Annotated in this window: 20 protein-coding genes and 1 pseudogene; 4 read left to right on the top strand and 17 right to left on the bottom strand. The window is 70.5% G+C overall.

Translation table 11 applies throughout. The features are described 5' to 3' along the window. Positions 1-30: 30 nt before the first annotated feature. The 5 genes and pseudogenes from OHS16_RS25465 to OHS16_RS25445 form a co-directional block, all read right to left on the bottom strand. Entirely contained in the window at positions 31-846 is an 816-nt protein-coding gene (locus OHS16_RS25465; RefSeq protein WP_328539572.1) for a DUF1684 domain-containing protein, read from the bottom strand. Positions 847-850: 4 nt separating this feature from the next. Further along, a complete protein-coding gene (locus OHS16_RS25460; protein ID WP_328539571.1) occupies positions 851-2,158 on the bottom strand; it encodes an NtaA/DmoA family FMN-dependent monooxygenase in 1,308 nt (435 codons plus the stop codon). After that, positions 2,155-3,168 (bottom strand): LLM class flavin-dependent oxidoreductase, encoded by a 1,014-nt coding sequence (locus OHS16_RS25455; RefSeq protein ID WP_328539570.1) that lies wholly within the window; start codon positions 3,166-3,168, stop codon positions 2,155-2,157. The genes OHS16_RS25460 and OHS16_RS25455 overlap by 4 nt, the downstream gene beginning before the upstream one ends. A 125-nt stretch (positions 3,169-3,293) precedes the next feature. Beyond that, positions 3,294-4,159, bottom strand: a pseudogene (locus OHS16_RS25450) (FAD/NAD(P)-binding protein); the annotation flags it as partial. A gap of 504 nt (positions 4,160-4,663) precedes the next feature. Next, positions 4,664-5,824, bottom strand: a complete 1,161-nt coding sequence (locus tag OHS16_RS25445; protein ID WP_328539569.1) for a DUF5685 family protein — start codon at positions 5,822-5,824, stop codon at positions 4,664-4,666. Between the two features lie 297 nt (positions 5,825-6,121). On the opposite strand from OHS16_RS25445, the gene OHS16_RS25440 reads away from it, so the two are divergent. After that, positions 6,122-6,571, top strand: coding sequence for a cell division protein SepF (locus OHS16_RS25440; RefSeq protein WP_328539568.1), 450 nt, complete (start codon positions 6,122-6,124; stop codon positions 6,569-6,571). A gap of 27 nt (positions 6,572-6,598) precedes the next feature. Here OHS16_RS25440 and OHS16_RS25435 read toward each other — a convergent pair whose 3' ends face one another. Then, the gene (locus OHS16_RS25435; RefSeq protein ID WP_328539567.1) at positions 6,599-7,789 is read right to left on the bottom strand and encodes an acyl-CoA dehydrogenase family protein; all 1,191 of its coding nucleotides are present in this window, start codon (positions 7,787-7,789) and stop codon (positions 6,599-6,601) included. A gap of 71 nt (positions 7,790-7,860) precedes the next feature. Next, a complete protein-coding gene (locus OHS16_RS25430; protein WP_328539566.1) occupies positions 7,861-9,537 on the bottom strand; it encodes an MFS transporter in 1,677 nt (558 codons plus the stop codon). Between the two features lie 434 nt (positions 9,538-9,971). Here OHS16_RS25430 and OHS16_RS25425 point away from each other — a divergent pair, with 434 nt between their 5' ends. Continuing rightward, positions 9,972-11,012, top strand: a complete 1,041-nt coding sequence (locus OHS16_RS25425) for a phosphatase PAP2 family protein (protein ID WP_328539565.1) — start codon at positions 9,972-9,974, stop codon at positions 11,010-11,012. Between the two features lie 166 nt (positions 11,013-11,178). Here the strand turns inward: OHS16_RS25425 and OHS16_RS25420 are convergent, their stop codons facing one another. The 5 genes from OHS16_RS25420 to OHS16_RS25400 form a co-directional block, all read right to left on the bottom strand. Beyond that, positions 11,179-11,394, bottom strand: coding sequence for an I78 family peptidase inhibitor (locus OHS16_RS25420; RefSeq protein WP_328539564.1), 216 nt, complete (start codon positions 11,392-11,394; stop codon positions 11,179-11,181). 446 nt (positions 11,395-11,840) lie between these two features. Further along, positions 11,841-12,800, bottom strand: a complete 960-nt coding sequence (locus OHS16_RS25415; RefSeq protein ID WP_328539563.1) for a helix-turn-helix transcriptional regulator — start codon at positions 12,798-12,800, stop codon at positions 11,841-11,843. Positions 12,801-12,861: 61 nt separating this feature from the next. Continuing rightward, complete coding sequence (locus OHS16_RS25410) at positions 12,862-13,677, bottom strand: transferase (RefSeq protein ID WP_328539562.1); 816 nt, start codon at positions 13,675-13,677, stop codon at positions 12,862-12,864. After that, positions 13,674-14,957: a glycosyltransferase family 4 protein gene (locus OHS16_RS25405; protein ID WP_328539561.1), complete on the bottom strand. Its 1,284-nt coding sequence runs from the start codon at positions 14,955-14,957 to the stop codon at positions 13,674-13,676. The genes OHS16_RS25410 and OHS16_RS25405 overlap by 4 nt, the downstream gene beginning before the upstream one ends. Before the next feature lie 84 nt (positions 14,958-15,041). Then, positions 15,042-15,620 (bottom strand): LysM peptidoglycan-binding domain-containing protein, encoded by a 579-nt coding sequence (locus tag OHS16_RS25400; protein ID WP_328539560.1) that lies wholly within the window; start codon positions 15,618-15,620, stop codon positions 15,042-15,044. A gap of 238 nt (positions 15,621-15,858) precedes the next feature. Here OHS16_RS25400 and OHS16_RS25395 point away from each other — a divergent pair, with 238 nt between their 5' ends. Then, positions 15,859-16,653, top strand: coding sequence for a hypothetical protein (locus tag OHS16_RS25395; protein ID WP_328539559.1), 795 nt, complete (start codon positions 15,859-15,861; stop codon positions 16,651-16,653). A 172-nt stretch (positions 16,654-16,825) separates the two neighbouring features. After that, positions 16,826-17,140, top strand: a complete 315-nt coding sequence (locus OHS16_RS25390; protein WP_328539558.1) for a hypothetical protein — start codon at positions 16,826-16,828, stop codon at positions 17,138-17,140. A 1-nt stretch (position 17,141) separates the two neighbouring features. On the opposite strand, the gene der is transcribed toward OHS16_RS25390, so the two are convergent. From der to aroH, 5 genes are all read right to left on the bottom strand, one after another. Further along, the gene (gene der, locus OHS16_RS25385; RefSeq protein WP_328539557.1) at positions 17,142-18,590 is read right to left on the bottom strand and encodes a ribosome biogenesis GTPase Der; all 1,449 of its coding nucleotides are present in this window, start codon (positions 18,588-18,590) and stop codon (positions 17,142-17,144) included. A gap of 63 nt (positions 18,591-18,653) precedes the next feature. Further along, entirely contained in the window at positions 18,654-19,361 is a 708-nt protein-coding gene (locus OHS16_RS25380) for a lysophospholipid acyltransferase family protein (protein WP_328539556.1), read from the bottom strand. After that, positions 19,319-20,035: a (d)CMP kinase gene (gene cmk / locus OHS16_RS25375; protein WP_328539555.1), complete on the bottom strand. Its 717-nt coding sequence runs from the start codon at positions 20,033-20,035 to the stop codon at positions 19,319-19,321. The genes OHS16_RS25380 and cmk overlap by 43 nt, the downstream gene beginning before the upstream one ends. A gap of 122 nt (positions 20,036-20,157) precedes the next feature. Then, on the bottom strand, positions 20,158-21,243 hold the full coding sequence (locus OHS16_RS25370) for a prephenate dehydrogenase (protein WP_328539554.1): 1,086 nt from the start codon (positions 21,241-21,243) through the stop codon (positions 20,158-20,160). Next, a complete protein-coding gene (aroH, locus tag OHS16_RS25365; RefSeq protein ID WP_328539553.1) occupies positions 21,240-21,602 on the bottom strand; it encodes a chorismate mutase in 363 nt (120 codons plus the stop codon). The genes OHS16_RS25370 and aroH overlap by 4 nt, the downstream gene beginning before the upstream one ends. Positions 21,603-21,643: the final 41 nt, after the last annotated feature.

The raw sequence follows: 21,643 nt of genomic DNA, 5'->3' as shown, positions 1-21,643 counted from the left end.
CTCGCGGGACGGGCGTGGCGCCGCGCCGGGCTATCGGCGGGCCACCGAGCGCTCCCCTGCGGTGATCGCGACCGGAAGGGTGTTGCCGGGAGGCGGAAAGGGGCAGATGAAGTGCTCGGCGAAGGCACAGGGCGGCAGCAGCGCCCGGTTGAAGTCGACGCTCACCGTGCCGTCGGATGCCGGAGCCGGTGGCCGCAGGAAGCGGAACCGATAGCTGCTCGTTCCGCTGGTCGCGTCGGCGAAGACGGCCCACAGCGAGCCGTCCTCCTCCGCGGCGACCTGGAGGGTGTACTCGTCTCCCTCCAGAAGAAAGGCGAGCTCACCGGCGAGAGCAAGTCCCCGGTCGCGGCCGTCGGCGTTCGGGACGCGGACATCCCGGCGCTCGGCGTACGGCCGGAAGAGTCCCCGGAGCACCCAGCTCTCGTCGTACGGGCCCGCCTCGATGCCGGCGAAGGCCTGACGGGGCCCGGACCGCGGATCCCAGACCCGGACCGCCCAGAGCCCCTCGCGGCGCAGCACCACCAGGCGCCGCTCGCCCTGGGCGACGCGGGCTGATCCGGCCGGCGCGCGGTCGGCGGTGAGTGCCACCCGGCCGGCGAACGGTTCACCGTCGACAGTCAGTCCGTCCTCGGCGGAGGCCGTCAGCAACACCTCGTCACCGGCCACCTCCCAGTGGCCCGCAACGGCCGGAATTAGCCCTTCCACCGCGTCGTCGAGCCAGTGGGTGCCGGTGAGCGCCAGCGGTCCGTACGGTGCGGAGACGGTCTCGGTGCGCTGTTCGTGCCAGCTCCTCCAGTCCGCGGCCGCGTCGCCCGTACTGTCCGCGCTGTCCATGTGTGTGCTCATGTGATCAACCCTTCCCTACCGGTTCGGCCAGTCCAAGATGGGAGCGGAGCGTGCAGCCGGTGTATTCCGTGCGGAACACACCCCGTTCCTGGAGCAGCGGTACGACCCGGTCGACGAAGTCGTCGAGCCCGCCGGGGGTGAGATGCGGGACAAGGATGAATCCGTCGGCCGCGTCCGTCACGACGAACTCCTCCAGCGCGGCAGCGACCGAGCCGGGGGTACCGATGAAGGACTGGCGCCTGGTGGTCTCGATGACCGTCTGCCGGATGGAGAGCCCCTTCTGCTCCGAGAGGGCACGCCACTTCGAGGCGACGGCCAGCGGATCGCCGACCCGGACCCGCCCCTGCACGAAGTCCGATCCGGGGTCGGGATCGATGTCGGGCATGGGGCCGTCGGGATCGTAGGACGACAGGTCGCGGCCCCAGACCTGTTCGAGGGCGAGGATGGCGTTCTGCGGCGAGATCTGCTGCTCGCGGATCTCCGAGGCCCGCTCGTCGGCCTCGGCCGCGGTGTCTCCGAGGACATAGGTGACACCCGGCATGATCTTGAGCTCGGACGGTTCACGGCCGTACTTGGCCAGACGTCCCTTCGCGTCGGCGTAGAACTCGCGGCCCGCCTCCAGCGTGCCGTGGCGGGTGAAGATCACGTCGGCGCTGGACGCGGCGAACTCCCGGCCCTCTTCCGAGTCACCCGCCTGGATGATCACAGGGTGCCCCTGCGGGGAGCGCGGGACGGTGAACTCCCCCCGGATGTCGAAGTGCCGTCCGGAGCGTGCGAAGGGGCGCGGGCTCCCGTCGGGCGACCAGGAGTCCCACAGCTCACGGGCGGTCGCGACGAACTCGGCGGCACGGGTGTAGCGCTCGGCCCGGTCGAGGTAGCCGCCGCGCCGGAAGTTCTCCCCGGTGAAGGCGTCGGAAGAGGTGACGACGTTCCAGGCGGCCCGGCCGTCGCTGAGATGGTCGAGCGTGGCCAGCCTGCGCGCCAGTTCGTAGGGCTCGTTGAAGGTGGCGTTCACCGTGGCGGCCAGGCCCAGCCAGTCGGTCACCCCCGCCAGCGCGTTGAGCAGGGTGATCGACTCGGGCCTGCCGACCACGTCCAGTTCGTGGATCCGCCCCTGGTACTCACGCAGTCGCAGCCCCTCGGCGAGGAAGAAGAAGTCGAACCTGCCCCGTTCGGCGGTACGCGCGAGGTGCTCGAAGGACGCGAAGTCGATCTGGCTCCCGGAGCGCGGGTCGGTCCAGACCGTGGTGTTGTTGACACCGGGGAAGTGAGCGGCCAGATGGATCTGTTTCTTCTTCTTCACTTCGGTCACGGCCGTCCCCCTGTGAGTGCGGTGCTGCGTGCGTACTGGTTGACGGGCCTGGCGAGTCCCAGATGCTCGCGGAGTGTGGCGCCCGGGTAGAACCGCCGCAGCAGGCAGCGGTGCTGGAGCAGCGGAACGGTGCCGTCGACGATCAGGGCGAGATCGCGCTCCACGTCGTCGGGCCGCAGATGGAAGCCGTCGACCGCCCCGTCCGCGTACCACTCGCCGAGCAGACCCGCGAGGTCCACCGCGTCCGCGGTGGTGTGCAGCTCCACAGCCAGCGAGACCAGTACCCGCAGCCGGCCCGCGTCCCGGCCCAGCGCACGTGCCCGGTCCCTGATCTCCTGTCCGGCGGCGCGGGCGGTGAGCGGATCGCCGGAGGTGACCAGGGCGACGTCCGCGTGCCCGGCCGCCGCCGCGCGGGCAGCGGGGTCCGTGGCGTCGATCACCGTGACGGGATGGCCCTGCGGAGGCCTGGGGACGATGGCCGGGCCTCGGACGGAGAACGTACGCCCCTCGAAGTCGGTGTAGTGCAGCTTGTCGCGGTCGATGAAGCGTCCGGTCGGGATGTCGCGGATCTCCGCGTGGTCCTCCCAGCTGTCCCACAGCTTCGCTGCCACATCGGCGACCTCGCCCGCCTCGTGCCACAGTTCGTGGCCGGGCGCCGCCCTGCGGCGGCCGAAGAGCGCGGCCTCCGCGTCGGTTTCCGACACACCGACACTCCAGCCCGCCCGGCCCCGGCTCACCCAGTCCAGGGTGGCCACGGCGCCGGAGACGTGGAAGGGCTCGGTGTGAGTGGTCGTCACCGTCGGTACCAGGCCGATCCGCTGAGTGCTCGGCGCGACGCGGGAGAGCACGGCGAGCGCGTCGAGTCCCGGCCCCGTGAAGGAGTCGCCGAGGGTGACGAAATCGAGAGTGCCGCGTTCCGCCAGTCGGGCGAGCGCGACGTAGTGGCCGGCCTCGTAGTGCGGCGGGCCGCCGATCTCGGCGGAGAGATGCAGGGGACGGGTGGCTGGCATGGCCGGAGTCCTTTCACAGGACCGTGACGAGGAGAGCACGGATGAGGAGGGCAGAGGTCGGGAGAGCGCCGGTGCATCGGGCTCCGGCCGGGCCGAAGACGCGGCGGCGTGCGCGCGGCCCGCTCCGGCGGGCGCGGCAGCGCGTCGGCCTCGGCAGGCCCGAAGAAGCGTGGCAGCGGCGGGAGTTCGCCCTGCCAGTCGTACCCGATCTTGGAGTGGTGGGGGACACCGCGCCGGGACCGACGTGCAGCAGCGGTTCCCGGCCGGATGGCTGGTATGCGCCGGATGGGCCGTAACGGCCGCCACGGCCCTTCGTCAGCAGCACCATCAGATCGACGAAGGCCAGTCCGAAGCCCCGGACTATGACCGGTTCACCCGCCCGGAGCGGGGACAGATCGGCGTCCGCGGTGAATTCCGGCGGCAGACGCACCAGCCCGTGACGCTTGGCGAAACCGGTCAACTCCGGCTGCTCCCAGCCTGGTTCGGCGTCGAGATGGCCGATGGTCAGTACGACCGCATCGGCCACCAGCGGTTCGCCGCGCCCTTCGAGGAACACCTGCTGGTGGCCGTCCGCCGAACCGCTGATGCGCAGTGCCCGCGTCCGGTGCTCCCGCACGGTGGCGCCCGGCGGCAGCGCCGCCACCGCCTCCCGGCAGACCGAGCCCAGATACGCTCCCAGGGCCGGTCTGCTGGGAAAGGACCGCGGGTCCGCTCCGGCCCACTCGGCGAAAGCCGGGCCGGGCCGCACCGGACCGTCCAGCGGCGCCGCGGACTCGTCGGTGAACATCGTGACGTCCTCCGCCATGGAGTTCATCCACAGCAGCGGGGACTGCTCCTGACGCCAGATGCGGCCGCCGCCCGGAGGGAACGGGTCCACCAGGTGGACGTCCAACGGCCGGTCCCCGTACAGCGAAGGGGCGTTGGCCACCAGCCGTTCCAGGAAACCGGTGCCCCGCGGACCGGCGCCGACGACCACCACGGTGGCGTTCACCGGGCGCTCGGCACTGCGTGGACCGCTGCGCGCCCGGCGGGCACTGCGGTTGGTCTCGGGCGGGTACTCGGCTGAGAGGACATGGGAAGGCTCCGTGGATGCACAGATCGAACACGGTGTTGCCTTCACGGGAGTACAGCGCGGACTCAGCCCCTCAGCACGGTCCGCTTCCGAGACTACGGCGCCCGTTCCGCGGAATGTCAAACGTGTCCACACTGTGGGCGTTGTGGACGGCGGCAGTTGACGGGGTAACGGATGCCTGTTCCACTTGCGCCATGCATCCGCAGCAGTGGCTGGTCACACGCTCCCACATCGACTTCGGTCGAGTGTGGTCCTCATCCTGTTGAGCTGACCCGCCGCGCGTTCTCGACACGCGTCCTCCCGGTGCCTTCCGGCGCCCGCGCTTCTCGCGCTTCCGCGCCTTCACCCGTACAGCACCACACCCCTCCCCTCATGGCCCGTTCCATCCGGTTCATCCTGTCCAGTGCAGCTTCACGTCACCTGTCAGCAGCCGTCGCAGGGGCAGCAGCAGTCGCAGTCGCATCCCCCGCAGTCGCACCCACCGCAGTCGGAACAGTCGCACCCGTCGCAGTTGGTGCAGCAGCCCTCGCGCTTCCTGCGTGACCAGGGGCCCTCGAACTCGGAGGAACAGCAGAGCTGGCAGGTGCAGCAGAGTCCGGTGGCGACCGCGCAGCCGGCGAGGAACCCACGCTTCGCGGGCCGGCCGTGGTCGTCGGACCGGCCCCGTTCGTCATGCCCCGGCGGCACCGGGTCGACGCCCGGGAGCGGCCCCGGGGCACCGTGCGCGCAGCTCGCGCCGAAGGCCCGCTCCACCGAGCGCTCGAGTTCATGGGCGAGCAGCACATGCACCAGCCTGCGGTCATTGAACTCGGCATCCCGCAGCGCCAGTCGGATGCCGTGCAGCGCGTCGTCGCACAGCCGGCGCGCCTCGGTGCCGGGTGTGCCGGTGGCTGTCAGGGGGTTCCAGGCCCCTGCCGCGGCGTCGGCTTCCTGGTCCTCCACCGCGTCCAGCAGATGCGCGAGCCTGCCGAAGAGCCGGCCCGCCTCGGTGAGCGGTGCCACGTTCCGCGGCCGGCCGGCGAGGACGGCGGTGTGCGCGAACGCCGCGGCCGTCGCGGTCTCGGTGGGCTCGGTGACGGCGAGCAGCGGTGTACCCGGACCGGCCAGCGCCTCGATTCCCGCCTGCCGGTCCACGGACTCGACCAGGAGCGCGGTGTCGAACCCCAGTTCGGCGCCGGTGCGTGCACCGGCCCGGTCCCAGCGCGCGGCGATCCTGCGGGCCGCTGCCGCCACCGGCCTGCGGGCGAGCAGGCCGTCCCGGTCGGCGACATGGTCACGCATCTTTGCCGAGGCGAGCACCAGGGAGACTGCGGCGGCGAGACGTGCTCCCTCCCCACGGGCCACCGGCGCGGTGCGCATCGCGCGCAGCGGGCAGGGACCGGCAGTGCGTCTGAGGTCCGGGGAGTGCGGGGCCTGAGCGTCCGTCAGGACCGAGACGATCAGGCCGTCGTAGTTGGTGACGACGCGGGCGAACTGGCCGTGCTCGGTGCGCAGCGCCAGGCAGAGGCCGCAGAGATGGGCCATCCAGTCCATCCTCAGCCCGTCGGAGAGCCGGTGCGTACAGGGCCTGATGATTCCGAACACGGCGCTCCCCCGAGCCTCGTCCAGCGATGCCCGGCCGATGGGGCGACCGGGTGCCACGCATCGTATCGAGGGCCCTTTCACCCGGACGACCCCTCCCTCACCCATACGGCCCGAGAAATCTTATTTTCATCCTGTCAGCAGTCGTCCGTAGGAAGATTCCTGACGAATCGCCACAAGTTCTGCACCAGTAGCGTCACGAATCCCCTACGCGCCGACTATCCACTTGGCGCACGATCCGCTTCATGGACGACCATAGGGAGGCGGAACGCAGACGAACCGCGGCGAAAGGAGGCGTCCATGGGATCGGTACGCAAGGCGAGTGCCTGGCTGGGACTTGTCGAGGACAACGACGACGACCGCTACTACGACGACGAGTACGCGGAGGGGGCGGGGGCGCCTGCCCCCTCCGAGGCATGGGTGACCGACCCGCGGGTCCGCGTGGCGGCCGAGGCGGCGCAGGAACAGAGCCGCCGGATCGCCACGATCACACCCGACAGCTTCCGGGACGCCCGCGGCATCGGTGAGATGTTCCGCGACGGGGTCCCGGTGATCGTGAACCTCACCGCCATGGAGCCGGCCGACGCCAAGCGGGTGGTGGACTTCGCCGCCGGGCTGATCTTCGGCCTGCGCGGTTCCATCGACCGCGTGGCGACCCGGGTCTTTCTGCTGACCCCCTCCGACACTCAGATCGTCAGCGGCGAGGCCGCCGGCCGCCCGAACGAGGGCGGCTTCTTCAACCAGAGCTGAGCAGGGCGCTCGCCGGTCGGCCCCGGCCTACCGGAACGCATCGAGACCGGTGAGCGCCTTGCCCAGCACCAGCTGGTGCATCTCGACCGTGCCCTCATAGGTGAGCACGGACTCCAGGTTGGTGGCGTGCCGCATCACCGGGTACTCCAGCGAGATCCCGTTCGCGCCGAGGATCGTGCGGGACGTACGGCAGATCTCGATCGCCTCCCGTACGTTGTTCAGCTTCCCGAAGCTGACCTGCTCGGGCCTGAGCCTTCCCGCATCGAGCCGGCGCCCGAGATGGTGCGCGAGCAGGATGCCCTTGTGGAGTTCCACCGCCATGTCGGCGAGCTTGGCCTGGGTGAGCTGGAAGCCGCCGATCGGCCTGCCGAACTGTTCACGCGTCTTCGAGTACTCGACGGCGGCCTCGAAGCTGGAGCGCGCGGCACCCATCGCTCCCCAGACGATCCCGTAGCGGGCATGGCTCAGACAGCTGAGGGGGCCCTTGAGCCCGGTGACATCGGGCAGTACCGCATCGCCGGGCAGCCGCACCTCGTCGAGGATCAGCTCACTGGTCACCGAGGCGCGCAACGACCACTTGTGCTTGATCTCCGGGGCCGAGAAGCCCGGGGTGTCGGTGGGCACGACGAAACCGCGGATGCCGTCGTCGGTCTGTGCCCAGACAACGGCGACACCCGACACCGAGCCATTGGTGATCCACATCTTGCGACCGTTGAGCACCCAGTCGTCACCGCTGCGCTTGGCATGCGTCCGCATGCCCGCGGGGTCGGAACCGTGGTCGGGCTCGGTGAGACCGAAGCAGCCGATGATCTCGCCTGCCGCCATACCGGGCAGCCACCGCTGCTTCTGCTCCTCGGAACCGAAGCGGTGGATCGCGTACATCGCGAGGGATCCCTGTACGGAGACCAGTGAGCGGATACCGGAGTCGGCGGCCTCGAGCTCCAGGCAGGCGAGCCCGTACTGGACCGAGCTGGCGCCCGCGCAGCCGTAGCCCTGGAGTGACATGCCGAGGGCGCCGAGCGCGCCCAGTTCCCTGGCGAGCTCACGGATGCCCGGCAGCTCGCCCTTCTCGTACCACTCGGCGATGTGCGGCAGGACGCGGTCAGCCGCCCAGGAGCGGACGGTGCCGCGGATCGCGAGATCGTCGTCACCGAGGAGGTCGTCCAGACCGAGGGGATCGGCGGGATCGAAGGACGGCAGCTTCGAGGATGAGGACATGAGGGGGGCCTCCGGCGGCTCGCACGGATAAAACTAGCAGTGTTAGTTACGCGTGCCGGAGACGTTACGGCTCAGCGTCGCGCGCGTCCAGACCCGGCCGCCTCGGCGGGCTCTCGCCGCATCAGGGGGGGTACCGGCTGCGCCTGTGCCTGGTGCGGAACGCTCGCCTTGACCGGCTCTTCGCCGGCCGGCTCCGCGGAGGAGGCGCCGCAGTCCATCACACGCGGCAGCCGCAGCGCGGCCAGCGCGCCGAGCAGCAGCAGCCCCGCGCTGACCAGAAGCGTCACATGCAGCCCGTGCACAAACGCCCCGCGGGCCGCGTCGCGCAACGCCTCCCCGGCGGGACCGCCGAGACGGGCGGCCACCTGATACGCCTCGCCCAGCGAGTTCGACGCCTTGCCGCTCGCCGATGCGGGAACACCCGGCACCGAGGCGAGGGCCGGCCCGTAGGCCGCGTTCATGACGCTGCCGAGCAGGGCGATACCCATGCCGGCACCGAGCTGGTAGGAGGTTTCACCTATCGCCGCCGCTCCGCCCGCCCGGTCGGCCGGTGCGTCGCTGAGCATGGACTCGTACGCCCCGAAGAGGGTGGCCTGCAGGCCGAAACCGAGCAGCACGAAGGCGACGGTGAGCAGCAAGGGGCTGTCCTGGTCACCCATCCTCACCAGGCAGAGCACGGCGGCCGCGGTGAGTGCGAAACCATGACTGACCATCCGGCGCGGGCCGATCCGGCGCAGGGTGCAGGACCCGGTGACACCGGCGGTTATGGCGGCGAAGGTGAGCGGAAGCAGCCGCAGGCCGGTCGCGAGCGGGCTGAGATTCAGCACCAGTTGGAGATACTGGACCGCGATCAGCTCCAGGCCGACCAGTGCCAGCATCGCCAGGACGATGCAGCCGACAGCCGTGGTGAAAGTGGGCCTGGAGAACATCCGCATGTCGATGAGCGGATTGGCCCGGCTCTGCTGCCGTCGCACGAACAGCACCAGCAGCAGAACACCCGCCAGCAGAGGGACCAGCGTCCCTGGACCGAGCAGGGCCCCCCCACCGCCGATCCGCTTCACACCGAACACCACACCGAGGACCCCGGCCGCCGCCATCAGCGCTCCGAGGACGTCCCACGGGCCTTCGGCGCCGCCCTTCGACTCGGGCAGCAGCCAGCGGGCCAGCGGCAGCAGCAGGGCCACCAGCGGAACGTTGATCAGGAAGACCGAACCCCACCAGAAGTTCTCGACCAGGAACCCGCCGAGCACGGGCCCGATGGCGGCGCCGACGGCGGCCACCGCCGTCCAGACACCTATGGCCACCGCTCGCTCACGGCGGTCGGGAAAGACCGCCCGGAGTATCGACAGGGTGGCAGGCATGATCATCGCTCCGCCGATGCCGAGCAGCGCACGGGCGCCGATCAGTATCTCCGGGCCCGCCGCGAAGGCGGCGGCGGCCGACGCGAGACCGAAGAGTGCGTAACCGATGAGCAGGATGCGGCGGCGCCCCACCCGGTCGCCCAGGGTGCCGAAGAGGATCAGCAGCGAGGCGCAGACCAGTGGGTAGGCATCGACGATCCAGAGCAGCTGGACGGCTCCGGGGCGCAGATCCTCGGTGACCGCGGGAACAGCCACATGCAGCACGGTCGCGTCCAGCGCGACCAGCAGGAGACTGACGCAGAGGACGACGAGGACGACCCAGCGGTTGGCACCGCCGGCGACAACGGCGCGTGAGCGCCGGCCGGTCATGGACGTCGTCCCTGGCATGCACGTACCTCCCACTGTGGTTCTCGCGCTCGGCAGGCCCGCGGTGGACGGCTGCGTCCACCTGGCCCGGCGTCGACGGGCGAGTGACTCGCCAGACTACGCGAGACCTCGCCCGTGTCATGTGGCCCATCTCTCATCCACGGAGAACGAGGCCGTGCCGCACGCGGGTGCGGGGGGCGCATGTCGATCTTGAAAGGCCCGGCCGGCGACGCGAACGACAGGGGAAATCCGGATTGAATCCCCGGAAAAACTCTTTGCCGGATGCCTGATAAAAATGACGTAAGAAGCCGCCCCACATAAGATGACCGCCCTCGGCGGCTATTCGATATTGCGTCGGAATAAGTCGCTCCGTGAGACATAGTCCACATCACATCGTCATCACAAAGAGACCGAATCGGCCGGGCTCGACACTCACTCGCTGTAACGTCGATTGGGTGCGTATCGACCGAATCTTTGCCCGCCTGGACCGGGAGCCGGAGCCACCGCAGCTGGAGATCCCGCGGATGAGCCGGCACCGGGTGGCCCTGCTCGGTGCAACGCTGGCGTTCTATCTCGCCATCGTTGTGGCCGTGCTGACCACGTCCTGGCTCGTGGAGCTGGACTGGAAGGTCATGCTGTTCCGGCCTTACCAGCAGTGGCCGCAGCTGCATGCTTTCCTCGACTACTTCGTGGTCCTCGGCCAGCGCGGACCCACCGCGGTCATGGTCATGGCCTGGCTCGGCTGGCGTTCATGGCGTCAGCACACGCTGCGCCCGCTGCTCGCCCTGGGCGCCGCACTGCTGCTGCTGAACATCACGGTGGGCGCGGTCAAACTCGGCCTCGGCCGCCTCGGACCGCACTACGCCACCCAGATCGGTTCCGCCGAGCTCTTCGCCGGCGGCGATATATTTCCTTCAGGACACACCGCCAATGCTGTGGTGACCTGGGGAATCCTGGCCTATCTGGCGACCACGCCGACGGCCAGGCGCTGGCTGTCGGTCGGCTCCTCCGCGCTGGCTCTCGGTGTCGGGGCGACCACCGTCTACCTCGGTACGCACTGGCTGAGTGACGTGCTGCTCGGCTGGGCCGCCGGGCTGCTGATCCTGCTGGGCCTGCCCTGGTGCGAGCCGCTGATCGGTCGTACCGAAACCGCCGTCTTCGCCCTGCGGGACCGGCTTCGCGGCCGTGGCCGCGGGACCACCACTCCCCCGGTGCCCGTCCCGGTCGGTGTCCGGTCCGCGCTGTTCCCGCCGGGAGACTCCCGCTCCGGGGGCGCCGACGAGCAGAGCCCGGCCCTCGAGCCGGTGGGTGCCGGCGGGCGCGCGACGGGCATCAGGTCCGTTTCGCATCACACGACGCCCCAGCCGCAGCGACCGCACCCGCCGCGCTCGGAGCGCACACCGAGCACCCCCGTGGTCAGCCGTCGCCCACCGCACGCCGACCGCTCCCCGAGAGGCAGCAGTCAGGCCCGGCCGGTACCCGGCGGCTCCTCCTAGGCCGGCCGGCGCACGTCCCCGGCCGCTGATCCGAGCGGGGAGGGCCGCACAAAGGCGCCGGGTGGGCACGCACAGCCCGGCCGCGACGCCAGAAGGCCCTGGCCACGGAAACTTCCGGGCCAGGGCCTTCTTCCTTCACCGCGCCGTCTTACTTCACCGCACCGTGTCAGCCCAGCCAGCAGCGGGTGACCGTGCCGTCCTTGACTTCGAAATTCAGCCGGCCCTGAAGAAACTCCATGGTGATGACCGCGCCCGGTGGCAGCGACCTGACCGTGGACCAGCCGCGCTCGCGGGCCAGTTCCTCGGCGCGGGCGCCGGTGAGTCCCAGGTAGGCGTCGGGGTCGTCGTCGGGCTGTTCGGGAATGGCCGGAATGGATGACATGGCACCCACCGTAGGCTCCCCGGGCGGGGAGAGGAAGGCCGGCCCGGAAGCCCGTCGCGGCATGCGCGGATCTGCCGCTCGTCACGCTTCTGTCACAGGACCACTACACTGTTCGGCCTCATCATTTTCACCCGATGGGGTGTTCCGTACAAGAAGAACCGCAATGGACCGCACGGTGAACAACCCGTGCGGCGACCCCGCCCAATTCCTTCTCCGAAACCCACGGAGGCAAGGCGTGAATTACGCGTCGAATAACGCCCCTGCGGAACAGCGGAGCAGTGGGCGACACCACGCGAATTCACGGGTTCCCTACACAATCCGCACCGCCCGCATGCTGGACACCATAGCGTTCCTGCGTATCCCCCCGTGCACCCGCCGTGTCCGGCCGGCCATCGCCGAGTCCGCAGCCGGGCACAGGTACGGGCCCCGATCCGGGGCCCGGCGGCTCAGCGCAGCGCCCGGGACAGCCGGTCCCTGGCCGCCCGGATGTGATCGGCGAGCGCCTGCGGTTCGATCACCTCGAATTCCAGTCCGATGAGCATCACGTGCACCACCATCGCGTCGAGGCTCGCCGCCCCGGTGCGCAGAAGACAGCTCTCCCCGTCGACCGCTTCGAGCACTCCGGCCGAAGGCGACACCCGCGCCGCCGCCTCCTCCATGGGCACCAGCAGACGGACCACGGCATGCGCCGCGTACACCCTGGTGGAGACCCCGCTGGACACATAGGCGGCCAGGTCGTCGGCCGGCGGCGGACGGGGGGTGAAGCGCGGGCCGTACGGCAGGACAGGCGTGATCCGGTCGGCCCGGAAGGTGCGCCAGTCGTCGCGCGCGATGTCCCGGGCGACCAGATACCAGCGGTGTTCGGTGCACACCAGCCGGTGCGGCTCGACCGTGCGGCGGCTGGCCGATCCGTCGTGGGCGCGATAGTCGAAGCGCAGCTGCCGGGTGTCCCGGCAGACGTTGGCGAGTTCGGTGAGAACCTCGGGTTCGACCGTGGAGGTGCCCGCGCCGCGCAGCATGGGCACGGTGAAAGCGTTCAGAGCCCCGATACGGCGGCGGAGCCGGCTCGGCAGCACCTGTTCGAGCTTGGCGAGGGCGCGCACCGAGCTCTCACCGATGCCTTCGACACCGTTTCCCGCGGCGGTTCGCAGGCCCACGGCGACCGCGACGGCCTCGTCGTCGTCGAGCAGCAGCGGCGGCAGCTCGGCCCCCGCTCCCAGCCGGTAACCGCCGCCGGTGCCGGGGCTCGCGTTGACGGGATAGCCGAGCTCGCGCAGCCGGTCGACGTCGCGTCGCACCGTGCGCGCGGTGACCCCGAGCCGGTCGGCGAGGTCGGAGCCGGACCACTCGCGATGTGCCTGCAGCAGCGAGAGCAGCCGCAGAAGTCTTGCCGAGGTGTCCACCATGCCGCCGAGTCTGCCAGCCCTTGCGGACAGTATGGGTCCGCAAGGACCGGCGGAGTCCCTGTCAGCTCTCCTGCGGATCGAGCCGCAGGCTGAGGTCGTTGTCGACGGTGTAGTAGGGCGCCGCTCTGACCGCCGGTTCGGCGCCGGCGCCGAAGTGCGAGGCCGGATAGACGAAGACGCTCTTGCGGTCGGCCATGTCGTCCAGGATTCTGCTGATTCGGATCTCCGCGCCGTCCGCGCCGTCGGGCAGCAGCCACAGGTCCCAGAGCTGTGATCCGTCGAGCCCGCCACCGGCCAGCGGGCCGTACGGCAGGAGGCAGCGGAAGGTGCCGCCCCCCTCGTCCGTCGCGGGCTCCCGGTGCAGCCGCCCCGGGGTGCCGCGCAGCCGGGCCTCGACCACCGCACCCGGCCCGATCCGGGGTCCGTACAGCTGTCCCCGCACGGTGAGCGCGGCGTCCTCGACCGTGAGCGCGCCCGCTTCGGCGTGCGGCGACCGCGACCAGCAGCGGAGTGCGAGTTTTCCGTCGGCGGTCCGGTACGGGACCCGTGCCACGACCGTTCCGGCCACGGGCCGCGGCGCCCGGTCGACGAGCGCCCGCAGATCCCGCAGGCCGGGTTCCAGGCGCCGCAGGCCGGAATCACCGCAGTCGGCGAACGCGTCCCAGCGGCCCTCGCGCAGCTCGGCGCCGGCGCTCAGTACGGAACGCAGCCGTCCCCCGTCCACCGCGGTGAAGTCGAGCGTGACCCGGTCACCGGTGCCGCGCCGCTTCAGTACCAGTGCGGTGGCTTCGGCTCCGGTGAGCTCGAAGGTGAGGGCGCCGGCGGCGTCGGCCGTGCAGTCGGCGCACAGTTGCGGTTCCCCGCCTGCCGTGCTCATGCAGCCCTCCCCGTGCGTACCGCGCCGGCGATCCGGCTGCCCAGCGCATAGGACGTACCGAGGAGCGTGCCACCGGCGCGTCCGAGACCGTCCCGCAGGACTGAGTGCCGTCGTGCGCCCCCACGCCCTGCGGCCAGTTCGGTGAAAAGGGCTTCATGACGCGCGGCTATCAGGGCGGGGTCGAAGCGGGCCGCGTTCCTTCGCGCCGCCTGTCCCATACTGCGCCGCAGTTCGTCGTTCTCGACGAGTCCGAGGAGTGCGGCGGCGACCGCCCCGGCGTCACCGACCGGCACAAGCCGGCCGTCGACACCGTCCCTGATGATCTCGCGGGGCCCGTGCGGGCAGTCGGTGGAGACAACGGTCAGTCCTGAACGCATCGCCTCCACGAGGGACATACCGAAGGACTCCAGGCGTGAAGTGACCGCGGCGATCGACCCCTTCACCCACTCGGGCTCCATGGGATTGGCCGGGCCCATCAGCAACACGTTGTTGTAGAGGCCGAGTTCGTTGATGAGGGCGCGCAGTGCGCCCTTCTCGTCGCCGCTGGCGTCGCCGCTGCCGTAGATGCGCAGCCGCCAGTCCGGGCGTACCGCCACCACCTGCGCGAAGGCGCGTAAAAGCAGGTCGAACCGCTTGGTCTCGGTGAGCCGTCCTGCGGCGATGACCCACTTGGCAGTGGAGTCGGATGCCGGGAGCCTGGGCTCGGGAACGCTGTTGGGAATGGCCTCGATACGCACCCCGGGGAGCCGCAGGCGGCTGCGGTACGCCTCCGCGTCCGCCTCGGAAACCGTGGTGACCGCGTCCAGCAGCCCGTACCGGTGGCCGATCTCACGGCGCAGCCGGCCGCTGTGACTGTCCAGTGTCAGATGTTCCTGGCCGATCCTCAGCGGGCCGCGCCGCACCTGGCGGGCGATGTGCACATTGAGCCCGGGCCGGGTGCCGATGACGACGTCGGCTTCCGGATCCTTCAGATACCGGGCGATCCGGGTGTCGGTGAGGCGGCTGTACTGCCGGTGCCGGTTGTCGCCGCGGGGGAAGACCCCCGCGGGCATGGCGTGTTCCGGATGGCCGCCGTCGTAGTCCTGGCTGTTCTTCCGCAGATCCACCAGGTGACGCATCCGTACGCCGACGGGCGCGCCCAGCGTCGGCCGGTCCAGATGACGGAAGACCGACACGATCTCGACGTCGTGCTGCTGGGCGAGGGTCTCGGCCAGGGTGAATGTGGTCCGGATCGTGCCGCCTATGCCATAGGCGTTGTGAAGTATGAATGAAATCTTCATGTCGCCGTCGCATCCCCCGTGCTTCTTATGTGACTGCTGTGAGTGACTGTACCCGGGGTGACCTCTGCGGCGGAGCTTGGGCGGTCACCGTCGCGCGGTGTGCCCCGAACCCCGCACGACGAGCCGGGTGCCGATGGCGATCCGGTCCGGATCGGGCCCGATCGCATCGGAGTTGGCCTCGTAGAGCGCTTGCCAGCCGCCCTTGACGTGATGCCTGCGGGCGATCGAGCTGAGGGTCTCGCCCGCGACGACGCGGTGCGTCCTGCTGCTGAAGCGGTACTGCCTGGAACACGCGGGCCAGGCGTGCCAGCCCTGGTCGTCGCGCACCTTCTCGGCCACGGCGATCTGCTCCCTGCGGGTGGCCAGGTCGGCGCGCGGGGCGTAGGCGAGGCCGCCGTACGCCCTCCAGGTGGACTGCCGGAACTGCAGCCCGCCGTAGAAGGAATTGCCGGTGTTGGCATCCCAGCGGCCGCCGCTCTCGCACTCGGCGATGCACGCCCAGGCTCCTTGCCCTCTGTCGCAGCTGCGGCCGGTGACGGCGGCGGGGACGGCGGAGCCGTTGACGGTTTCGGGGGGCGGCTGTGATGCCGCCCGGGCGCCGGAGGGCGCCAGGGAGATCAGCAGGGCCATCAGGGCCGCGGTCCTGATACGGGGAGTCGGCATCGGGCCACGCTAGGCAGGGTCGTACCACCCGATGATCACGCCGCGCGGTGGACGGATGGAACGCCACCCGGTCGGACGCGCCCGAGCCGTGGCCTGTCGGCGCGCCTGCCGCATGACAGACCGGCGGCTGGTATCCGATTCCGTTCGCCGATACGCGTGACTCCGGCCCCCGGTATCCCGTTGTTCTCTCGATAGCCGGGAACTGCCCGGCGCACGAACCGAGTTCGAGGAGCCACCCGTGCCGCGCATGCTCGACGTCAGCCAGGACGTACGTGCCGAGATCGGCGACGAAGAAGCTGACCTGCTGCTCGCCGGCGACAACGCCCCTGGCAGCTACGACTGCACCTCCTGCCGGACCCCCGGCGACTCCGAGCAGGAACGCACCAGCACCGTGCTCTTCGTCGGTGACGAAACCGCCGTGCTCGCCTTCGCCCACGCCACCTGCATCCCCTCGCAGGTCGTCAGGGTGTCCGAGACACAGCTCCAGGGCGCCGTACGGAACATCACCGCGGACGGAGCGGCCGGTACCGCTCAGGTGCCCCCGATCGCCGCCGGTCCCGAGCAGGCGGTGCTGGGCATCACCAGCGGCCTGGTGCTGATCGAGGGCGAACTCCGTCCCGCGCTCGTCGTCGAACCGACCGCGCCCGTCGTCCGGCCGGGTTCCACGGGGACCACCGACGAGTTCCTCCTGCTCCTCTCCGAGCAGGGCTTCCGGCGGATCGGCGACCTGAACCAGGTGCCCGGAGCGCTGCCCGGCTGGTCCGTTCTGCTCGCCATGGGCCAGCTGCACGCCATCCTGCAGCCCGGTACGGGCGGCGGCAGCCCCATCTCCTGGTGGCAGGCACACCAGCCGCTTCATGTCACCGATGACTGGCGGGCTGCGGCGAACAAGTCGCACACCGTTCTCGTCTACGCGGCGCCGGTGGGATCGATCGGCCAGCAGGGCCGCGAGGACCTGCTCCGGGACGCCCTGGACCGGGCCGCGATGCAGGGTGCGCTGGTCGCTGCGGCCCTGCCGCTCGCCGGCACCTGATCACTTCTGTGCCGATACCCCCCTGCCATATGCGGTTTCGGGGGTTATCGGCATGTTCGCGTAGAAGAAACCATTACCCTCCTTACCGCATCCCCCGAGCGGTCCGGTCGTTTGCACCTATGTGCACCCTTACGAGCCGAGCCGCCAGCAGTATCCGAATCCGATCCCCGGCATGCGTCTGTCGCAGGACCCGACCAGCAGCCGATCCGCCACGCCGATCTACGACGCGCTCTGCTCCGAATACCGCAGATCCTTCCGGACGCTGCCCGGCGACCGGAGCAACGAGGAGAACAACGGATTCACGCCCTTCGGTATCGGCCCGCACGGCAGCGGCCTGCACGGCACCGGCCCGCAGAGCGGTCAGCACGGCAGTGGTCAGCACAGCAGCGGCCACCGGCCGCCGGAGAACCTCGGGTTCTGGCAGCGGCAGCCCACCGGGAACCATGTCCCGGCAGCGCTGCCGCCCGGCCCCCGCAGGGGCACCTGAGTTACTTCTTGCGTCCGCGCTTCTCGCGCACCCGCACCGAGATGTGGATCGGTGTGCCGTCGAAGCCGAACTCCTCACGCAGCCGGCGCTCGATGAAGCGCCGGTATCCGGCCTCCAGGAAGCCCGAAGCGAAGAGCACGAACCGGGGCGGCATCGTCCCGGCCTGGGTCCCGAAGAGGATGCGCGGCTGCTTGCCACCCCGGACCGGGTGCGGGTGCGAGGCGACGATCTCACCGAGGAAGGCGTTGAGCCTTCCGGTCGGGACCCGGGTCTCCCAGCCCGCGATGGCGGTCTGGATCGCCGGGACCAGCTTCTCCATGTGGCGTCCGGTGAGCGCGGAGACGTTGACCCGCGGCGCCCAGGCGACCTGGCCCAGCTCGGTCTCGATCTCGCGCTCGAGGTAGTACCTGCGCTCCTCGTCGAGGTTGTCCCACTTGTTGAACGCCAGGACCATGGCCCGGCCGGCCTCGACGGCCATGGTGACGATGCGCTGGTCCTGCACACTGATGGACTCCGTCGCGTCGATCAGGACGACGGCGACCTCGGCCTTCTCCACGGCGGCGGCGGTACGCAGCGACGCGTAGTAGTCGGCACCCTCCTGGAGGTGCACACGACGGCGGATACCCGCGGTGTCGATGAACTTCCAGACGATGCCGCCCAGCTTGATCAGCTCGTCGACCGGGTCGCGGGTGGTGCCCGCCATCTCGTTGACGACGACCCGGTCCTCGTTCGCGACCTTGTTCAGCAGCGATGACTTGCCGACGTTCGGCCGGCCGATGAGCGCGATCCTGCGCGGGCCCCCGACCGTGCTCCCGAAGGTCTGGGCGGGCGCCTCGGGCAGCGCCTCGAGTACCGCGTCCAGCATGTCGCCGGTGCCGCGCCCGTGCAGCGAGGAGACAGGGTGCGGCTCGCCGAGACCCAGCGACCAGAGGGCGGTGGCGTCCGCCTCGCCGCTCTGGCCGTCGACCTTGTTGGCGCAGAGCACGACGGGCTTGCCCGCCCGGCGCAGCAGCTTGACGACGGCCTCGTCGGTGTCTGTGGCACCGACCGTCGAGTCCACGACGAAGACCACCGCGTCGGAGGCCTCGATCGCGTACTCGGCCTGGGCGGCGACCGAGGCGTCGAGGCCCAGCACGTCCTGCTCCCAGCCGCCGGTGTCGACGACCTTGAACCGCCGTCCGGCCCACTCCGCCTCATAGGTGACCCGGTCGCGGGTGACACCCGGCTTGTCCTGCACCACAGCCTCGCGACGGCCGATGATGCGGTTCACCAGTGTCGACTTGCCGACATTCGGGCGGCCGACGACGGCGAGGACGGGCAGGGGGCCGTGCGAGGCCTCTTCGATGGCGCCCTCGACGTCTTCGACGTCGAAGCCCTCTTCCGCGGCGAGCTCCATGAACTCCGCGTACTCGGCATCGCCAAGTGCTCCGTGGTCGTGCTGGTCGTTCATGAAGTCCGTTCCTCGTTCATCATCGATGGACCACGGTTGCGCGGTCCACTACTCAAGTCTCGCTCAGCGCCCGGTGAGGCGCTTCGCCCTTTCCAGATGGGCGGTCAGCCGTTCCTGGATACGTACGGTGGCGTCGTCCAGCGCCTTGCGGGTACGCCGTCCGCTGCCGTCACCCGCGTCGAAGGCGTCTCCGAAGACGACATCGATGCGGCTGCGCAGCGGTGGCAGGGCAGCCCGCGCCGCGGGTGCCATGCGGCCCAGCCGCCCGCCGCTGGACTCGGTGCTCCCCAGCACCGCGACGGGCACGATCGGTGCTCCGCCGCGCACCGCGAAGTACGCGAGCCCCGCCCGGAGCGAGGCAAAATCGCCCTCACCCCTGGTGCCCTCGGGGAATATCCCGAGTACGCCACCGGCGGCCAGCACGCCGAGCGCGTCGGTGACCGCTGACCTGTCGGCGATGGCACGGTCCACCTTCACCTGTCCGATTCCTCGCAGGAACGGGTCGAGCGGGCCGGTGAACGCCTCCTTCTTGATCAGGAAGTGCACCGGCCGGGGCGCGGTTCCCATCACCATGGGCCCGTCGATGTTGTGCGAGTGGTTGACGGCCAGGATGACCGGACCGCTCGCCGGGACCCGCCAGGCACCGAGCACGCGGGGCTTCCAGAGGCCGTACATCAGCCCGATGCCGATGCGCCGGCCGACCGCGGCACCCCGCAGCGTGGGTGCGGTCACTTGGCGGCCTGCTTCTCCTCGACGAGGGTGACGACGCACTCGATGACCTGCTGGAGGGTCAGTTCCGTGGTGTCCACCTCGACCGCGTCGTCCGCCTTGGCGAGCGGGGAGGTCTTCCGGCTGGAGTCGGCCGCGTCCCTCTTGACCAGCGCGTCCCTGGTGGCGGCCACATCGGTGGCCTCCTTGCCCTTGAGCTCACCGCTGCGGCGGGCCGCACGGGCTTCGGGTGAGGCGGTGAGAAAGATCTTCAGGTCGGCGTCCGGCAGGACGGTGGTACCTATGTCCCGCCCCTCGACCACGATGCCACGGTCCGCGGCGGCGGCGATGCTGCGCTGCAGCTCGGTGATCCTGGCCCGTACCTCGGGGACAGCGCTGACCGCACTGACCTTGGAGGTGACCTCCTGGGTGCGGATGGGCCCGGATGCGTCGACACCGTCGACGGTGATGGTCGGGGCGGACGGGTCGGTGCCCGAATCGATGGCGGGCTTGCCGGACGCCGTAGCGACGGCCTCCGCGTCCTGCACATCGATCCCGTTGCTGATCATCCACCAGGTGATCGCCCGGTACTGGGCGCCGGTGTCCAGGTAGCTCAGGCCGAGCTTGGCTGCCACCGCCTTCGACGTGCTGGACTTGCCCGTGCCGGAGGGGCCGTCGATGGCGACAATCACTGCGGCCGGGGCGGTCCGGGCGGCGGTTTCCACGGTGACGGACACCTTCCTGCTTCACGGGGCTGTATGGGCGGGACGCCGATGCGCCCCGCTCAAGGTTACCGGCCGGGCCGACCACCCGGTTACGCCGTCCGGCGCAGCCCTCCGCCACCACCGCTCCGCCCCCGTCACTGCCGCAGCGACCAGCCCCGCTCCCGCAGCGAAGCCGCGAGCACCGGAGCCGTGCTCGGCTCGACCATCAGCTGGACCAGGCCGGCCTGCTGACCTGTCGCGTGCTCGATGCGCACGTCCTCGATGTTGACCCCGGCCCGTCCGGCGTCCGCGAAGATCCGGGCCAGTTCACCCGGCCGGTCGCCGATCAGGACGGCCACGACCTCGTACACGGCCGGCGCCGCACCGTGCTTGCCGGGCACTCGCACCCGGCCCGCGTTGCCGCGCCTGAGTACGTCCTCGATGCCGCCCGCGCCGGTGCGCCGCTTCTCCTCGTCGGACGACTGCAGCGCTCGGAGCGACCGGACCGTCTCGTCCAGGTCGTCGGCGATCCCGGCCAGTACGTCCGCGACGGGCCCCGGATTCGCCGAGAGGATCTCGATCCACATCCGCGGGTCCGACGCGGCGATCCTGGTGACGTCCCTGATGCCCTGGCCGCACAGCCGTACGGCGGTCTCGTCCGCCTCCTCGAGGCGGGCGGCGACCATGGACGAGATCAGCTGCGGAGTGTGCGAGACCAGCGCCACAGCCCGGTCGTGCGCGTCTGCGTCCATCACCACCGGCACGGCCCGGCAGAGCGCCACCAGCTCGAGGGCCAGGTTGAGCGCCTCGGTCTCGGTTTCCCGGGTCGGAGTGAGGACCCAGGGCCGGCCCTCGAAGAGATCAGCGGTGGCGGCAAGCGGACCTGAGCGCTCCTTGCCCGCCATCGGGTGCGTGCCGATGTACGGCGCGAGGTCGCAGCCCATGGCCTCCAGTTCGCGCCGCGGACCGCCCTTGACACTGGCGACATCGAGGTAGGCCCGGGCGATCCCGCGCCCCATGGCGTCGGCGAGCGCGCTCGCGACATGGGCCGGCGGCACGGCGACGACTGCCAGGTCGGCCCGTCCTTCGAGCGGTTCGTCGGTGCCCGCCCCGAGCGCGGCCGCGGTCCTGGCCTGGCCCGCGTCGTGGTCGACGAGATGGACCGCGACCCCCCGTCCGGCTAGGGCGAGCGCGGCGGAGGTCCCCACCAGACCGGTTCCGATGACGACTGCGGTTCTCACTGGGCGATGTCCTTGCGCAGGGCCCCGGCCGCGCCGAGGTAGACATGGGTGATCGAGGACTTGGGCCGCTCGCTCTCGATGTGCGCGAGGATCCTGACGACCCGCGGCATGGCCCCGGCGATGTCGAGCTCCTGGGCACAGATCAGCGGGACGTCGACGATGCCGAGCTTGCGGGCCGCGGCTGCGGGAAAGGCACTGTGCAGGTCGGGGGTGGCGGTGAACCAGATGCTGATCAGGTCGTCCGACGTGAGTTCGTTGCGCTCGAGGATGTCCGTGAGCAGTGCACAGACCTGCTCCTCCAGATGTCCCGCCTCGTCCCGCTCCAGCTGGACCGCGCCCCGGACCGCTCGTACCGCCACTTCGTGCTCCTTGATCTGTGCTGCTCGCTCCGCGCTGCTCC

The sequence above is a fragment of the Streptomyces sp. NBC_00344 genome, from assembly GCF_036088315.1.
In the GTDB taxonomy this organism is placed as follows: Bacteria; Actinomycetota; Actinomycetes; order Streptomycetales; family Streptomycetaceae; genus Streptomyces.
Note: the sequence above shows the minus strand (reverse complement) of the source record. Positions and strands in the feature narration are given on the sequence as shown.

Excerpts from the sequence above, each read along its gene's own strand:
- OHS16_RS25465 (WP_328539572.1), bottom strand. The coding sequence starts at position 846 with ATGAGCACACACATGGACAGCGCGGACAGTACGGGCGACGCGGCCGCG.
- OHS16_RS25455 (WP_328539570.1), bottom strand. The coding sequence starts at position 3,168 with ATGCCAGCCACCCGTCCCCTGCATCTCTCCGCCGAGATCGGCGGCCCG.
- OHS16_RS25440 (WP_328539568.1), top strand. The coding sequence starts at position 6,122 with ATGGGATCGGTACGCAAGGCGAGTGCCTGGCTGGGACTTGTCGAGGAC.
- OHS16_RS25435 (WP_328539567.1), bottom strand. The coding sequence starts at position 7,789 with ATGTCCTCATCCTCGAAGCTGCCGTCCTTCGATCCCGCCGATCCCCTC.
- OHS16_RS25430 (WP_328539566.1), bottom strand. The coding sequence starts at position 9,537 with ATGCCAGGGACGACGTCCATGACCGGCCGGCGCTCACGCGCCGTTGTC.
- OHS16_RS25420 (WP_328539564.1), bottom strand. The coding sequence starts at position 11,394 with ATGTCATCCATTCCGGCCATTCCCGAACAGCCCGACGACGACCCCGAC.
- OHS16_RS25415 (WP_328539563.1), bottom strand. The coding sequence starts at position 12,800 with ATGGTGGACACCTCGGCAAGACTTCTGCGGCTGCTCTCGCTGCTGCAG.
- OHS16_RS25410 (WP_328539562.1), bottom strand. The coding sequence starts at position 13,677 with ATGAGCACGGCAGGCGGGGAACCGCAACTGTGCGCCGACTGCACGGCC.
- OHS16_RS25405 (WP_328539561.1), bottom strand. The coding sequence starts at position 14,957 with ATGAAGATTTCATTCATACTTCACAACGCCTATGGCATAGGCGGCACG.
- OHS16_RS25400 (WP_328539560.1), bottom strand. The coding sequence starts at position 15,620 with ATGCCGACTCCCCGTATCAGGACCGCGGCCCTGATGGCCCTGCTGATC.
- OHS16_RS25390 (WP_328539558.1), top strand. The coding sequence starts at position 16,826 with ATGCGTCTGTCGCAGGACCCGACCAGCAGCCGATCCGCCACGCCGATC.
- der (WP_328539557.1), bottom strand. The coding sequence starts at position 18,590 with ATGAACGACCAGCACGACCACGGAGCACTTGGCGATGCCGAGTACGCG.